Origin of the sequence: Faecalicatena orotica, assembly GCF_905197545.1 — a bacterium.
Classification (GTDB): Bacteria; Bacillota; Clostridia; order Lachnospirales; family Lachnospiraceae; genus Faecalicatena_A; species Faecalicatena_A orotica.
This window is the reverse complement of record NZ_CAJJZH010000009.1, coordinates 137,076-151,518: the sequence shown is the minus strand read 5'-3', so window position 1 is coordinate 151,518 and position 14,443 is coordinate 137,076. Positions and strand designations below refer to the sequence as shown.

The window sequence follows — 14,443 nt, the reverse complement described above, 5'->3', positions numbered from 1 at the left end:
CGAATCATGCCGTTTCTGTACTCCTTTTTTGTGTTTTTCTCTATTCTGCCACATCTCTCATACTGAAACTGAAGCGTCCCATTTTGTCCTTGCCTAAGCATACGACTTTTACGACATCACCCAGTTTGAGTACATCTTCCACTTTATTGATTCTCTGTTTGGAAATCTTGGAAATGTGTACCATTCCTTCTTTACCCGGTGCAAATTCTAAAAATGCCCCAAATTCTTTGATGCTGATGACTTTTCCTTCGAAGATCTGCCCTGCTTCAAAATCTGTTGTAATTGTGGCTACGATTTTAGCAGCCTCGTCCATACTTGCTTTATCTGTTCCGCAGATGGATACGGCACCGTCATCTGTAATATCAATCTTCACGCCTGTCTGTTCGATGATTGCATTAATTGTCTTTCCGCGCTGTCCTACGACATCACCGATCTTCTGTGGGTCGATCTGCATCTGCATGATCTTCGGTGCATACTGTCCGACTTCTGCCCTAGGCTCTGCAATCGTCTTATTCATGACTTCATCCAGGATATAGGTCCTTGCCTTCTTCGTGTTAGCGATTGCTTCTTCAATAATCGGTCTTGTCAGTCCGTGGATCTTGATATCCATCTGGATCGCTGTAATACCCTTATGAGTACCCGCTACTTTGAAATCCATATCTCCGAAGAAGTCTTCCAGTCCCTGAATATCTGTAAGAACAAGGTAATCATCATCAGTATCTCCTGTTACCAGCCCTGCTGATATACCTGCTACTGCCGCTTTAATCGGCACACCTGCCGCCATCAGTGACATACTGGATGCACAGATACTTGCCTGTGATGTAGAACCGTTGGATTCAAATGTCTCTGAAACTGTACGGATAGCATACGGGAATTCTGCTTCATCCGGAAGAACCGGAATCAGAGCCCTCTCTGCCAGCGCACCATGTCCGATCTCACGGCGTCCCGGTCCTCTGGATGGTCTTGTCTCTCCAACAGAGTAAGACGGGAAATTATAGTGGTGCATATATCTCTTTGATGTCTCTGCCTCATCCAGACCATCGATTCTCTGTGAATCAGATAACGGCGCCAGAGTTGTAATTGTGCATATCTGTGTCTGGCCACGCGTAAACATTGCAGAACCGTGCACTCTCGGGATCAGGTCTGTCTCAGCTGACAGGGCGCGGATCTGATCGATTGCACGTCCGTCCGGACGCTTGTGGTCCTTTAAGATCATCTTTCTTACAGTCTTCTTCTGGTACTGGTAAACAGCCTCTCCGAGGACAGCGAGCCATTCCTCATTTTCAGCAAATGCTTCTTCTAATTTTGAAGTGATGACGCGAATATTCTCTTCTCTTGTCTGCTTGTCATCTGTGAAAACTGCCACTTCCATCTCTGACGGAGGTACAATCTCTTTGATTGCCGCGAATAATTCTTCCGGTACGGCACAGCTCTCATAAGAATGCTTCGGCTTTCCGCATTCTGCAACGATTGTTTCTACGAAAGCAATCACTTTCTGGTTCAGTTCATGAGCTGCAAAGATTGCATCAATCATCTGTGCTTCCGGTACTTCGTTAGCTCCGGCCTCGATCATGATAACCTTTTCCTTTGTAGATGCAACTGTCAGGGCAAGATCGGATATCTCTTTCTGGGCTGCTGTCGGATTGAATACAAATTCTCCGTCCACAAGACCTACCTGTGTTGTAGAAATCGGTCCGTCAAAAGGAATATCTGAGATACAGGTTGCAATCGCCGCACCTAACATAGCTGTCAGTTCCGGGCTGCAGTCCTGGTCAACTGACATAACCAGATTCTCCAGCGTTACATCGTTTCTGTAATCCTTCGGGAATAAAGGTCTCATAGGCCTGTCGATGACACGGCATGTCAGAACGGCATTCTCAGAAGCTTTTCCTTCTCTTTTATTGAATCCGCCCGGAATCTTGCCTACGGAATATAATCTTTCATTATATTCTACACTCAGAGGGAAGAAATCGATTCCTTCTCTCGGTTTTTCAGATGCTGTTGCCGTACAAAGTACTGTTGTGTCGCCGTAATGCATCAATACAGCACCATTTGCCTGCTTAGCCACTCTGTCCACGTCTACGCGCAGTGTTCTGCCTGCAAGCTCCATTTCAAACTTCTTAAACATATTGTTCTCCTTTTATATATAATACATACTTCGGGACAGGAGACTCCGAAACTACTGAAAAACACATTATTGTACTAATATCCTTTTCAGTGGTCTCGGGTACTTGTTACCTGCCCACAATCTTTAATATTATAGCACAGGGCCATACCATAATCAAGAAAAAAGAACCCCGTTGGCAGTAATTATGCCGCCGGAGTCCTTTTATGTTCTGAATTATTTTCTTAATCCAAGTCTTTCGATCAAAGTACGGTATCTTTCGATATCTGTTTTCTTCAGATATGCAAGCAGTCCACGTCTCTGTCCTACCATTTTCAGAAGACCTCTTCTTGAATGGTGATCCTTCGGGTTTGCTTTGAAGTGGTCTGTCAGTTCGTTGATTCTTGCTGTCAGAATAGCGATCTGTACTTCCGGAGAACCTGTGTCTCCCTCACTTCTTCCATACTCTGCGATGATTGCCTGTTTTTTGTCCTTTGCGATCATGTTCATTTCCTCCTTTTTATTCTTTTATAAACCGCCAGGCATTAAGCAATGGTCGGAGTGATCCGATTACCGAACACCGGCTGAATTCATACTTGGATAGTATAGCATAAGAGTGCCGGGATGTAAAGCAGTATTTTTCATACTTCCTCTACTCTTCCTCTTCTTCCCCTTCATCTACATCCACGTCCTGCGGTTCCAGAATGGCGAACGCGATGTTAGTGGCATGGTCTGCCACTCGCTCGAGACCAGATATTGTATCAGAGAAGATCATTCCCGCTTCCGGAGTGCATTTTCCTTTTGTCAGACGCTTTACATGGGCTTTCTGGAGCTTCTTCTCACGGTCATCGACTTCGTCTTCCAGTGCAATCACTTCTGCCATATGTTCCTGGCTCCGGTTCGCAAACATATCAAAAGAATACTCCAGTGTTTTTTCTACCAGATCCATCATATCCTGCAGTTGTTTGACACCCTTTTCGCTGAAATCAAGGTTCTTTTCGATACGCACCTTTGCAGAATCCGCAAAATTTTCTGCATGATCCCCGATTCTTTCGATATCGTTCACCACATGGAACAGTCCCCCGACCAGCTCTGCGTCCTTCAGCGGGATATCCATCTCGTTGATGCGTACCAGATAGTTGGTAATTTCTTTATTCAGGTAATCAATGTAGCCTTCCTGCCGGTAAACTTCCGTTATCAGGTCACTGTTCATTGTACACAGTGCATCCATCCCCCGCTTCAGGTTTTCGATTGCCAGGTCCCCCATATGCTCCAGCTCATGAATTACCGCAATCACGGCCGTCGTCGGTGTAATGATTGTACTTTTTCCGATATACTTCAGCTCATAAGCATCTTCAGGTGACGGGTCACTCCCCGGTATAAATACATACGTCGCTTTTACGACCCAGTTCATAAACGGGAACAAAAGGACTACTTCGCATATCTTAATCAATGTATGTGCATTTGCCACTGCTCTTCCTGCATTCCCGCCGGACACTCTCATGATTGCATCTGCAATCGGATTCAGCGCAAACATCAAAACTGCAAAAATGGCCACAGATCCTATGATATTAAACAGAAAGTGGATCCACGCCGCTCTTTTTGCATCCTTCTTTCCTCCAAGGCTTGCAAGCAGGGCTGACACACAGGATCCCATATTACATCCCAGAATCAGGAAAAAGCAAATGTTAAAATCCAAAAGCCCCTGTGATGCCATTAATATGATGATTCCGACCGTGGCCGATGAACTCTGCAGAACAGCCGTAATTCCAAAACCGACTAAAATTGCGGCAAGCGGATTCGTCAGTGACTTTAGAAGTGATACCATATGCGGCGACTCACGGAGTGTGGACATTGCGTCACTCATCGTACTCAGACCCATGAAAAGAATACCAAATCCGAGGATCACTCCGCCTATTTTCTTCACATTCTGCTTTTTGCTGAACATAAACATAACGACACCGATAATGACGAACAGTGGAGCAATATCTGACAGATTAAATGCAATCAGCTGTCCTGTCACGGTAGTACCGATGTTGGCACCCAGAATAACCCCGGCTGCCTGATACAGGTTCATAAGCCCTGAGTTTACAAAGCTTACAACCATAACTGTAGTCGCGCTCGATGACTGCACCACGGCCGTGAATAAGATACCGACCAGCATACCTACAAATCTGTTCTTTGTAAAAAATTCCAATATGGAACGCATACGCGCACCGGCCACCCGCTCCAGTCCGTCGCTCATCATCTTCATTCCAAATAAGAATAATCCGAGCCCGCCTAACAGCAGAAAAATAGTTGTTATACTCATTTGTATCTACCTAATCTCTTTCTCTATACTTCCACGCATTTCTTCTGAAAAAATGCCCTTCCAAACGCAATGTCCTGATCTACCTGTGCTTTCAGTTCACCCACTGATGCAAATCTTGTTTCCGGACGCTCAAATGCACAGAATTCCACGGTTATCACCTTGCCATAAGCATCCCCCTTATAGCCGAAAACAAACACTTCTGTAAGAAGCCTGTGTGTCTCGGTAACCGTTGGCTTGATTCCAACATTCCCGATCCCGCAGTACCATTCCCCGTCAATCTGTACCCTGCAGGCATACACACCAAAACGCGGCATAATCTTCCTTTCTGCGGGAGCCACATTCATTGTCGGAAAACCAAGCGTTCTCCCCAGCCGGCGCCCATGCTCCACAATACCTGACATATGATAGGAATACCCCAGAAGTTCATTGGCACGTTCTACCTCTCCTGCTTCCAGAGACTCTTTTACAAATGTGCTGCTAATTTCCCTGCCTTCATACATTTCCTTTTCAAGCACGACCAGACGGTAATGGTATACACCGGCATATTGGGCCAGCATATGTATATCGCCGCGTTTTCCGTGCCCGAAATGAAAGTCTGTCCCAACCACGATACAGGATGCATGGAGCGTTTTGACCAGTATATTTTCAATAAAGGCTTCCGCTTCCATCTCCCTGATTTCTTTTGTAAAAGGACACTGTATCATACAGTCCACCTGCTGTTCCAGGTGTCTTTTTCGTTCTTCGTTTGTAAGCAGTGATTTACGCTGCATGTCAAAGGAAAACACGATGCTCTTGATGTGTTCTTCCAGCGCTAATTCCCGTACTTTGCTTATCAGTTTCTGATGCCCTCTGTGAAGGCTGTCAAATTTTCCCAGCGTAACAGCTGTCTTTTTGTCTCCCTGATAAGAATTAATATCTGTGTAATACTGCATGTCTATCCCCGCAATTCTTCCTGATCCAAAAACATTTTTTCCAGCCTGTATTCTTTGCTGTTCTGGCAAAAGCTGTAAATTCCTATAAACCGCCCTGCCTCATCGTACATCCTGAATCTCCGGGTATCTTTCCTCCCGTCAGTCCCTTCCAGAATGCCGGAACCCGGGTTCTCCAGAAAATGCTCCGGAACTGGATTACCGTTGTAAGCAAGTGCTGCATGCTCCTCCAGAACAGTCAGTGCCCCTAATTCAGAAAACATTTGATCCACCGGGGTCACAGCTTCCATGAGGCAGCCGCCTTTTTTCATTTCCTCTATCTGTGCCAGTTTAAGACTGTCTTTTAATTCGAAACGGCTCACCTTTGTACGCAGCAGCGACTCCATGCACGCCCCTGTTCCCAGATCCTGTCCGATATCATGGCATAACGTTCTGATATAAGTTCCTTTCGAGCAGGACACTTCCATCCATACACGTGGTATCTCTGTCTTTTGGATCCGGATGTCATGAATCTGTACACGCCTGGGCTTACGCTCTATTTCTTTGCCTTCTCTGGCAAGCTCGTACAGCTTTTTCCCGTTTACTTTCAGCGCAGAATACATCGGTGGAATCTGTTCGTATTCACCGATGTATCTTTTTATACAATCTTCAATTTTTCCGGCAGCCAGCATGCCTGTATCCGTTTCCTCAAGGACTTTGCCAGTAATATCCTGCGTGTCCGTTGTTTTGCCGAGCAGAAGTACAGTCTCATAGATCTTGTCTTTATCTGTGAGCATATCACACAATTTCGTTGCTTTACCCAGACAAACCGGGAGAACCCCCTCGGCATCCGGGTCAAGAGTACCTGTATGCCCGATCTTCTTCTGTCCGAGGATCCCTCTGAGTTTGGCAACTACATCGTGTGATGTAAACCCTTTCTCTTTATATACATTAATGACTCCGTTTATCATGTCTGTTCTTCCCGCTAATTATCTGCATCCAGCTGAAGTGCAATCTGCCGGCTCACATTATTTATAACATCATGGCTGGACCCGTGCATACTGAATCCGGCCGCCCTTGCATGGCCGCCTCCGCCAAAATACTTGGCGATCACGCTGACATCTACTTTTCCTTTTGAACGCAGGCTGACTTTAAACTGGCTGCTTTCTAATTCATACATAAACATTGCCACTTCCACACCTTTTGTCTGGCGAAGCTGGCTTACAATGCCTTCCAGATCACTGGAATCTGCCCCGTAGAACTCCAATTCTTTTTTGTCTACAACAGAAACAATACACTGTTTATCCAGAATCAAAATACTTTCAAGCAGCGCCCTTCCGAGAATCTGGATCTGTACGTAAGTTTTTTCATAATATGTCCTGTCTATAATATCATTGCCGTCAATACCTTTTCTCATCAGCTCCGCTGCAGCCTCCATTGTTTCCGGAGAGGTGCATGAATACTGGAATACCCCTGTATCGTGTGCAATCCCCATATAGAGGGCTTCTGCCACAGGACGGCTGATTTTCGCACTGTCAATCATACGGAAGACAAGTTCTGATGTAGAGCTTGCATCCGGCACAATGTAATTCTCATCTGCAAATGCCTCATTGCTTACATGATGGTCGATGCACAGTGTCTGCTTTGCCCTGCTGAATAAGGGTGCAGAAAATCCGAGTCGTTTTTCATCACCGCAGTCCAGACAGATAAACAGGTCATACTGTTTATCTGCCGGTATCTGGTGTTTCACCTCATCTGTCTTCTCAATCATCTGATAGGCTTTCGGCACTTCTTCCAGATAGACATCTGTCTCCAGATTTGGATACTGCTCCTTTAAATACATATACAGGCCCATACAGGAACCGACACAGTCCCCGTCCGGGCGGATATGCCCGCCCAGCGCTATAGTCTGCTTATCTTTCAGTATATCAGATAACTGTATACTCATTTTATTCATCCCCGTCTTTCAAATCTCTGGTCAATTCGTCAATTTTTTTGCTCATATTTACTCCGTATTCGATAGACTGATCCATAATGAATTTAATCTCCGGAGTGTTTCTCATATTAATTGTCCTTGCCAGTTCGCGTCTGATAAAGCCTTCCGCGCTCTGGAGACCTTTGATCGTATCCTCCTGTGCCTTTTTGTCGCCCAGCACACTGATATATGCTTTACAGGTTTTCAGGTCAGGAGCCACCTCTACAGCCACGACAGAGGTCATAGGGGCCACACGTGGGTCCTTGATTCCTCCGCGCAGGATGTTGCTTAATTCACGCTGCACTTCTGTATTGATTCTTGTATTCTTGATACTGTTTTTTCTCATAAATGCTCCTTCACATAACCGCTGTAAAAACTACGGTCTTATTTTCTTTCTATTTCTACCATCTTGTAGGCTTCTACAAGGTCACCCTCTTTGATGTCATTGAAATTCTCAAATACGAAACCACATTCATATCCTGCCCTTACTTCCTTTACATCATCCTTGAAACGCTTCAATGATGCAAGAGGGCCGTCAAACATTACGACACCGTCACGTGTCAGGCGTACGGAACAGTTTCTTTCAAAAGTACCGTCCTGAACATAGGAACCTGCAATTGTTCCGACGCCGGAGGCTTTGAATGTCTGGCGCACTTCCGCGTGTCCGAGTACCTTTTCTTCGAAGATCGGATCAAGCATACCCTTCATGGCTGCCTCAACATCCTCAATTGCATTATAGATGACTCTGTAAAGTCTCAGGTCAACGCCTTCATGGTCGGCAATTTCTTTCGCGGTAGCATCCGGACGTACATTGAATCCGATGATGATTGCATTGGATGCAGAAGCGAGGATGACGTCTGATTCATTGATCGCCCCAACACCGGCATGAATGATCTTAATGACTACTTCCTCATTGGAAAGCTTCAGGAGGCTCTGCTTCAGGGCTTCTACAGATCCCTGCACGTCTGCTTTTACAACAATGTTCAGTTCCTTTAAGTTTCCTTCCTTGATCTGGGTAAACAGATCATCCAGAGACATCTTGGCTTTTGTATCGTCAAGCAGTTTTACTTTATTCTGTGAAATAAATGTCTCCGCAAAGCTTCTTGCTTCTTTCTCTGTATCGCATCCGACGAAAACTTCTCCTGCATTCGGCACATCGTTCAGTCCGAGGATCTCTACCGGCTGTGAAGGTCCTGCTTCCTTTACTCTGCGTCCCTTGTCATCCATCATGGCTCTTACCTTACCGTGGGCTGAGCCTGCCGCAATGGCATCACCTACGTGAAGCGTACCTTTCTGTACGAGCACTGTTGCAACAGAACCTTTTCCTTTATCCAGTTCGGCCTCGATCACAAGACCTCTTGCCGCACGGTCCGGATTTGCTTTTAGTTCCATCACCTCTGCTGTCAGAAGAATCATTTCCAGAAGATCTTTGATACCTTCTTTTGTGTGTGCTGAAACCGGTACAAAGATTGTGCTTCCGCCCCAGTCCTCAGGAATCAGTTCGTATTCCGCCAGTTCCTGTTTTACTCTGTCAATATTAGCACTTGGCTTATCAATCTTATTAATTGCAACAATGATCTCAATCCCTGCTGCTTTTGCATGGTTGATCGCTTCTACAGTCTGAGGCATAACCCCGTCGTCTGCTGCTACAACAAGGATTGCGATATCTGTTGAACTGGCCCCGCGCATACGCATTGCAGTAAACGCCTCATGTCCCGGAGTATCCAGGAATGTGACTTTTTCCCCGTTTGCTTCTACAACATAAGCACCGATGTGCTGTGTGATGCCGCCGGCCTCACGGTCAATGACATTTGTGTGGCGGATTGCATCCAGAAGGGAAGTCTTACCGTGGTCAACATGACCCATAACGCAGACTACCGGAGGACGTTTTACCATTTTGGTTTCATCTTCATCTTCCTCTTTCAGAAGTTCTTCGATGACATCTATAACCGGTTCTTTCTCGCAGAGTACTTCAAATTCCATTGCGATTTCTTCTGCTGTCTCGTAATCAATCTCCTGATTCACAGTAACGATTTTGCCCTGAAGGAATAGCTTTTTCACAATCGCAGAAGGTACAAGTTTCATCTTGTCAGCTAGCTCCTTGATTGTAAGGACTTCTGGAATAACGATCTGTTTGATCACTTCTTCCTTCTTTTCAACCTGTTTTGGCTGTGGCTTCTGAACTTCAGCCGGTTTGGTTTTCTTGCCTTTTTTCTTGTTGTCGAAATCGCCGTCTTTATATTCTTTTTTCTTATAGTCTTTTTCTTTATCTTTTGCCTTGTTTCTGGATGCCTTCTGCTGCTCTACCAATGGTGTTGGAATCGCATCTCTGTCATCTCTTCTGTTATCACGGCGTTCCCCCGGACGTGATGCATTATTGCCTGCATAACCGCCCTGACGCTGGCCGTTATTTCCTTGATAGCCTCCGGTACGCTGGCCATTACCCTGATAGCTGCCTCCGGTACGCTGGCCGTTATTTCCCTGATAGCCGCCTGTACGCTGGCCGTTTCCCTGATAGTTCCCGCTTCCCTGACGCTGGTCATTTCCTGCATAACGGTCCTGTCCGCCGCGGTTATTATTGTATCTCTGGGAACCATCCCCTGTCCTCTGATTCTGAGAATTATATGGTCTCTGTCCGGAAGGCTGGTTCTGTCTCGTTTCCTGAGATGATACTGGCTGTCTGGCTGTATCCTGTGTTCCTGCGGTTCCCTGTGGGCGCTGGTTTGAAGCACCCGCTGTCTGGCTCTGAGCCGGAGCTGCATTTACCGGGCGCTGACCTGCAGGGCCTCCCACTGTCTGCCCCTGTGCTGTTCCCTGTGGACGGTGTCCCCCCACATTTCCTGCCGGACGCTGGCCTGTTGCCCCTTGTGGGCGCTGGCCTGCGGTTCCCTGTGGGCGCTGGCCTTTTGTCCCGCCTGACATGCGTCCTCCGCTCTTGGAGTTCTGCGGGCGGAAAACCTGAACAATATTCTTCTTTTTCGGCGCTGTTTCTTCTCCCGGCTTATCTGCTTCCGGCGCTTTTGCCGCAGGAGTACTCACCTTTTTCCCGCCTTTTCTTAACTCGTCAACCACATCGTCAGATAAAGAACTCATATGGCTCTTCACCTCTACGTTCTTTTTCACTAACACATCCATCAGTTCTTTATTTTCCATCCCCAGCTCTTTAGCCAGTTCATGTACTCTCATTTTTGTCATACTAACTACCTCCTCTATGCAATTGTATTGTCTTTCGTTTCTAAATGTTTTTGAATTCCCTTTGCAAATCCTTTGTCCAATATCGCCAGAGATGCACGGAATTCTTTTCCCATTGCATGCCCTAAGGTATCTTTATCTACGTAAAAATAAATTGGAACCTTATAAAATTCACACATATCCCGAAACTTCTTTTTTGTATTATCTGATGCATCGTCTGCAACGATCACCAGCGCGGCTCTCCCTGACTTTACTTCTTTCTCCGTCATGAATTCCCCGCTCACTGTCTTTCCTGCTTTCGTGGCAAGCCCGACCAGAGATAAGACTTTATTTTGTATCAATCTCATTCATCTCCTTTTCCAGACGCTCGTATACATCCGCCGGAATGGCCTGCTTGAAAGAACGTTCCAGCCCTTTGTTCTTCACTGCCTTCTGGAAACAATCCAGCGAACAGCACAGATAAGCGCCCCGCCCGTTCTTTTTTCCAGTTGCATCTAATACAAATTCCTCTTCTGTTGTACGCAGGATGCGCAGCATTTCCTTTTTCGGCTTCATCTCGCCGCAGCCAACGCATTTACGCATCGGTATTTTTTTATTACTCAATAATTACACCTCTCATATGGTTATTATTCACCATCTGTCTCGATGAATTCTATCTCTTCTATATTTTCATCCTCCGGCGCCTCGTAAATCTCTTCGCTATCCTGTGGATACGCTTCTTCATAACCGTTCTCAAAACCATCCGAATAGCCATCTTCCATCATTGCCATCTGCTCCATATAGTCTTCAGGAAGTTCACCGGACTCGATCGCCTGAGTTTCGCTCTTGATATCAATCTTGTACCCTGTCAAACGGGCTGCAAGCCTTGCATTCTGACCTTCTTTACCGATTGCCAGTGACAACTGGTAATCAGGTACAATGACACTCGCTGCCTTCTCATCAGGATCTGCCATAACAGAAATGACTTTTGCCGGGCTGAGTGCATTTTCAATCAAAAGCGCCGGATTGTCACTCCAGTTGATGATGTCGATCTTCTCCCCGCGCAGTTCATTCACAACTGCATTAACTCTGGACCCGTTCATTCCTACACAGGCACCTACTGGATCAACATTCTCATCATTGGACCATACTGCCATCTTAGTACGGGAGCCTGCTTCACGGGCTATACTCTTGATTTCTACAGTTCCGTCCTTTACCTCGGCAACTTCTGCCTCGAACAGACGCTTCACAAGTTCCGGATGTGTACGGGATACGAGGATCTTTGGTCCCTTCGGCGTATTCTTTACTTCCACAACATATAATTTGATACGTTCTGTCGGTTTGAAGACCTCACCCTTTACCTGTTCGTTCTCTGTCAGCATTGCATCCGCTCTTCCAAGGTTAATACTGATATTTCTTCCCACATAGCGCTGGACAATACCTGTTACAATATCTTTCTCTTTTTCAAAATACTGGTCATATACGACTTTACGTTCTTCTTCCCTGATCTTCTGAAGGATCAGGTTCTTTGCATTCTGCGTTGCGATACGCCCAAAAGACTTTGATTCGATCGGTATCTGTGCAACATCGCCGATCTGAAGTGCGCTGTCCAGCTTCTCTGCATCCTCCAGACTAATCTCAATCGCAGGATCAAATACTTCCTCAACGACTTCCTTCTCTGCATAAACCGCGTAATCACATGTCTCATGATCCATGATTACCTTAATATTATCTGATGTTCCGAAATGATTCTTGCATGCGCTGATAAGTGAATTCTCGATCGCATCCATCATTGTTTCTTTACTGATGTTCTTTTCCTGCTCAAGAATATTCAATGCTTCCAATAATTCTGTATTCATTATTATTTCCTCCTAAATTAAAAATCCAAAGCTAAGCGAATAAGCGCAATCTCACTTTTATCGAATGTCTGAATAGACTCATCCTCGTATTCTATCGTTACAGTGTTCTTGTCATAATCCTTCAATATTCCTACGAATTCTTTCTGGCGGTCGATTGCCCGGTATGTCCGGATCTCAACTTCTTCTCCCAGGCTTCTTTTGAAGTCCTTCTCTTTTTTCAACGGTCTCCCAAGTCCCGGAGAACTCACCTCAAAGATATAAGTATCTTCAATATAATCCTTTTCATCCAGAATATCCGAGAATTTCCTGCTTACTATCTCACAGTCATCCACTGTAATCCCGCCCGGCTTATCAATATAAGCCCGCAAATACCAGGTACCAGCCTCCTTCACATATTCCACATCTACCAGTTCAAACTCCAGATCCTTCACAATCGGCTCTAAAAGTTCTTCTGTCTGCTGTTCATACTGTTCTCTTCTTGACACGCTATACTCCTTTTCTCTGCATTTACTATACTATTATAATCGTTATATTAAGCTGACCGGCTGGCATTGCCCTTAGCAACAAAGAAGAGTGAACTTTCGTTCACTCTTCTGCCGGGTTCCTATGTAACTGTTGTCAAGTATAGCACCTTTTTCCAGTAATTGCAAGAGGTAATTCTCAATTATACAGACAATTGCATCTGCTGAATCACTGCTGTCATACTTCAACTGCACACTGAAACGTTTTTAATTCTTTATGTAGATATACCGCCATGAATACGGCGACAACTGCGGACATCACATCCGCGATTGGCTGGGCATACAAAATCCCGCCTATTCTCCAAACAAGGGGAAGGAACAAGATAACCGGTACAAAACAGATTCCCTGCCTTAAGGCTCCCAGAATGAAACCTTCCCTCGCTTTTCCCAGCGCGAGGAAAAGCGAAGAATATACAGTATAAAATCCGAAAAATATAAACGATATTCCGTTTGCTGTCAATGCTTTTCGTCCTACACGGATCATCTCTATATCATTTTTCGTAAATTGTTCCATTATTTTACCTGAAAAAACCGCCGCCATGATTCCATAAAATATGCAAAAAGCTGTTGACCAAAGAATCATTGTTTTAATTGCCTCCTGCAGCCTTTTGTACTTCCCTGCCCCGTAATTATAACCCGCAATTGGCTGGAACCCTTTGATAAACCCGAACACCATCAGGCTTCCCATAGAAATGATCCTTGTTACATCCCCCATACCGGCAATCACAGAATCGCCATATTCATATCTTTTCGCCTGCATGCTGATCAGCGCGATCGAAAGACTCGTCAATAGCTGGAAAACCAATGTCGGAATTCCGATTTTAAATATCTCAGACATAATCTGCCTTGAAAAACAGCATTTTCTTAAGCTGAAACTGAAATTGCTTTTTTTACTATGTATATAAAAGATATATACCAGTGAGGATATAATCTGCGAGATTGCCGTCGCCACTGCTGCACCCGCAATGCCTAAATGGAATGCATAGATAAAAACCGGATCTAGAATTATATTCAGCAGTGCTCCTGCAAGTAATGCACACATTGTCGTTTTTGCAGCGCCTTCGCTTGTCACAATATTATTCATTGTAACGTTAAAAACATTGAATATAGACGAAATAATATAGATACTCGTATAAGTTACGGCATATGGCAGTATGCTCTCTGTTGCACCTAAAAGTCTTAAAATTGGATTCAGAAACATAACTGTCACCAAAATTATAACCGCTCCGACAGCAATACTGCTGTACAGAGCTGTACTTGCCACCCAGTCTGCCATTTCCTTATCGCCAAGTCCCAGCAGTCTGGATATATAGGACGCTGCCCCATTACCGAACAGCAGCCCTAAGCCGACCACTACCTGCCCGATCGGAAATGCAACAGTAATCGCCCCTGTCTGGCTTGTGCCCAGCCCTCCGACAAAGTAGGCATCTGCAAGGTTATATAAGGCATTTACCATCATACCTATCATCGTAGGAAGACCCAATGCCAGAAGTGCTCTTGGTATCGGTGCACATCCCAGCAGTTCCGTTTTTTTATTACATTCACTCATATTTACTTCTCCTTCTCTTGACATGGAAAATAGAATATAGTACTA

At 45.3% G+C, this 14,443-nt stretch carries 13 protein-coding genes; all 13 read right to left on the bottom strand.

All coding sequences use genetic code 11. The annotated features are described in order from the left end of the window. Positions 1-40: 40 nt before the first annotated feature. Complete coding sequence (locus ABIN22_RS18330; protein WP_118618622.1) at positions 41-2,128, bottom strand: polyribonucleotide nucleotidyltransferase; 2,088 nt, start codon at positions 2,126-2,128, stop codon at positions 41-43. A gap of 213 nt (positions 2,129-2,341) precedes the next feature. Further along, positions 2,342-2,608: a 30S ribosomal protein S15 gene (rpsO, locus tag ABIN22_RS18325; RefSeq protein ID WP_047774844.1), complete on the bottom strand. Its 267-nt coding sequence runs from the start codon at positions 2,606-2,608 to the stop codon at positions 2,342-2,344. 148 nt (positions 2,609-2,756) lie between these two features. Continuing rightward, on the bottom strand, positions 2,757-4,415 hold the full coding sequence (locus ABIN22_RS18320; RefSeq protein WP_109729248.1) for a Na/Pi cotransporter family protein: 1,659 nt from the start codon (positions 4,413-4,415) through the stop codon (positions 2,757-2,759). A gap of 23 nt (positions 4,416-4,438) precedes the next feature. Further along, positions 4,439-5,347, bottom strand: coding sequence for a bifunctional riboflavin kinase/FAD synthetase (locus ABIN22_RS18315; protein ID WP_346910439.1), 909 nt, complete (start codon positions 5,345-5,347; stop codon positions 4,439-4,441). 2 nt (positions 5,348-5,349) lie between these two features. Continuing rightward, positions 5,350-6,294: a tRNA pseudouridine(55) synthase TruB gene (truB, locus tag ABIN22_RS18310; RefSeq protein ID WP_346910374.1), complete on the bottom strand. Its 945-nt coding sequence runs from the start codon at positions 6,292-6,294 to the stop codon at positions 5,350-5,352. A gap of 14 nt (positions 6,295-6,308) precedes the next feature. Then, positions 6,309-7,271: a DHH family phosphoesterase gene (locus ABIN22_RS18305; protein WP_109729245.1), complete on the bottom strand. Its 963-nt coding sequence runs from the start codon at positions 7,269-7,271 to the stop codon at positions 6,309-6,311. 1 nt (position 7,272) lies between these two features. Beyond that, positions 7,273-7,644: a 30S ribosome-binding factor RbfA gene (gene rbfA, locus ABIN22_RS18300; protein WP_109729244.1), complete on the bottom strand. Its 372-nt coding sequence runs from the start codon at positions 7,642-7,644 to the stop codon at positions 7,273-7,275. A 38-nt stretch (positions 7,645-7,682) separates the two neighbouring features. Continuing rightward, on the bottom strand, positions 7,683-10,493 hold the full coding sequence (gene infB, locus ABIN22_RS18295; RefSeq protein ID WP_346910371.1) for a translation initiation factor IF-2: 2,811 nt from the start codon (positions 10,491-10,493) through the stop codon (positions 7,683-7,685). Positions 10,494-10,507: 14 nt separating this feature from the next. Continuing rightward, positions 10,508-10,837, bottom strand: coding sequence for a L7Ae/L30e/S12e/Gadd45 family ribosomal protein (locus tag ABIN22_RS18290; RefSeq protein WP_347559293.1), 330 nt, complete (start codon positions 10,835-10,837; stop codon positions 10,508-10,510). Beyond that, complete coding sequence (rnpM, locus tag ABIN22_RS18285; protein ID WP_109729819.1) at positions 10,818-11,072, bottom strand: RNase P modulator RnpM; 255 nt, start codon at positions 11,070-11,072, stop codon at positions 10,818-10,820. Before rnpM ends, ABIN22_RS18290 begins: the two co-directional genes overlap by 20 nt. Positions 11,073-11,116: 44 nt before the next feature. Continuing rightward, positions 11,117-12,328 (bottom strand): transcription termination factor NusA, encoded by a 1,212-nt coding sequence (gene nusA, locus ABIN22_RS18280; RefSeq protein WP_109729242.1) that lies wholly within the window; start codon positions 12,326-12,328, stop codon positions 11,117-11,119. Between the two features lie 17 nt (positions 12,329-12,345). Beyond that, positions 12,346-12,813 carry a ribosome maturation factor RimP gene (gene rimP, locus ABIN22_RS18275; RefSeq protein WP_109729241.1) on the bottom strand — a complete coding sequence of 156 codons (468 nt, stop codon included), beginning with the start codon at positions 12,811-12,813 and terminating at the stop codon, positions 12,346-12,348. Positions 12,814-13,027: 214 nt separating this feature from the next. Next, entirely contained in the window at positions 13,028-14,398 is a 1,371-nt protein-coding gene (locus ABIN22_RS18270; RefSeq protein ID WP_346910368.1) for an MATE family efflux transporter, read from the bottom strand. Positions 14,399-14,443: the final 45 nt, after the last annotated feature.

Coding starts and splice junctions, on each gene's coding strand:
- ABIN22_RS18290 (WP_347559293.1), bottom strand. CDS start 10,837: ATGAGATTGATACAAAATAAAGTCTTATCTCTGGTCGGGCTTGCCACG.
- ABIN22_RS18305 (WP_109729245.1), bottom strand. CDS start 7,271: ATGAGTATACAGTTATCTGATATACTGAAAGATAAGCAGACTATAGCG.
- ABIN22_RS18315 (WP_346910439.1), bottom strand. CDS start 5,347: ATGCAGTATTACACAGATATTAATTCTTATCAGGGAGACAAAAAGACA.
- ABIN22_RS18320 (WP_109729248.1), bottom strand. CDS start 4,415: ATGAGTATAACAACTATTTTTCTGCTGTTAGGCGGGCTCGGATTATTC.
- infB (WP_346910371.1), bottom strand. CDS start 10,493: ATGACAAAAATGAGAGTACATGAACTGGCTAAAGAGCTGGGGATGGAA.
- truB (WP_346910374.1), bottom strand. CDS start 6,294: ATGATAAACGGAGTCATTAATGTATATAAAGAGAAAGGGTTTACATCA.
- ABIN22_RS18270 (WP_346910368.1), bottom strand. CDS start 14,398: ATGAGTGAATGTAATAAAAAAACGGAACTGCTGGGATGTGCACCGATA.
- rpsO (WP_047774844.1), bottom strand. CDS start 2,608: ATGATCGCAAAGGACAAAAAACAGGCAATCATCGCAGAGTATGGAAGA.
- nusA (WP_109729242.1), bottom strand. CDS start 12,328: ATGAATACAGAATTATTGGAAGCATTGAATATTCTTGAGCAGGAAAAG.
- rbfA (WP_109729244.1), bottom strand. CDS start 7,644: ATGAGAAAAAACAGTATCAAGAATACAAGAATCAATACAGAAGTGCAG.
- rnpM (WP_109729819.1), bottom strand. CDS start 11,072: ATGCGTAAATGCGTTGGCTGCGGCGAGATGAAGCCGAAAAAGGAAATG.
- ABIN22_RS18330 (WP_118618622.1), bottom strand. CDS start 2,128: ATGTTTAAGAAGTTTGAAATGGAGCTTGCAGGCAGAACACTGCGCGTA.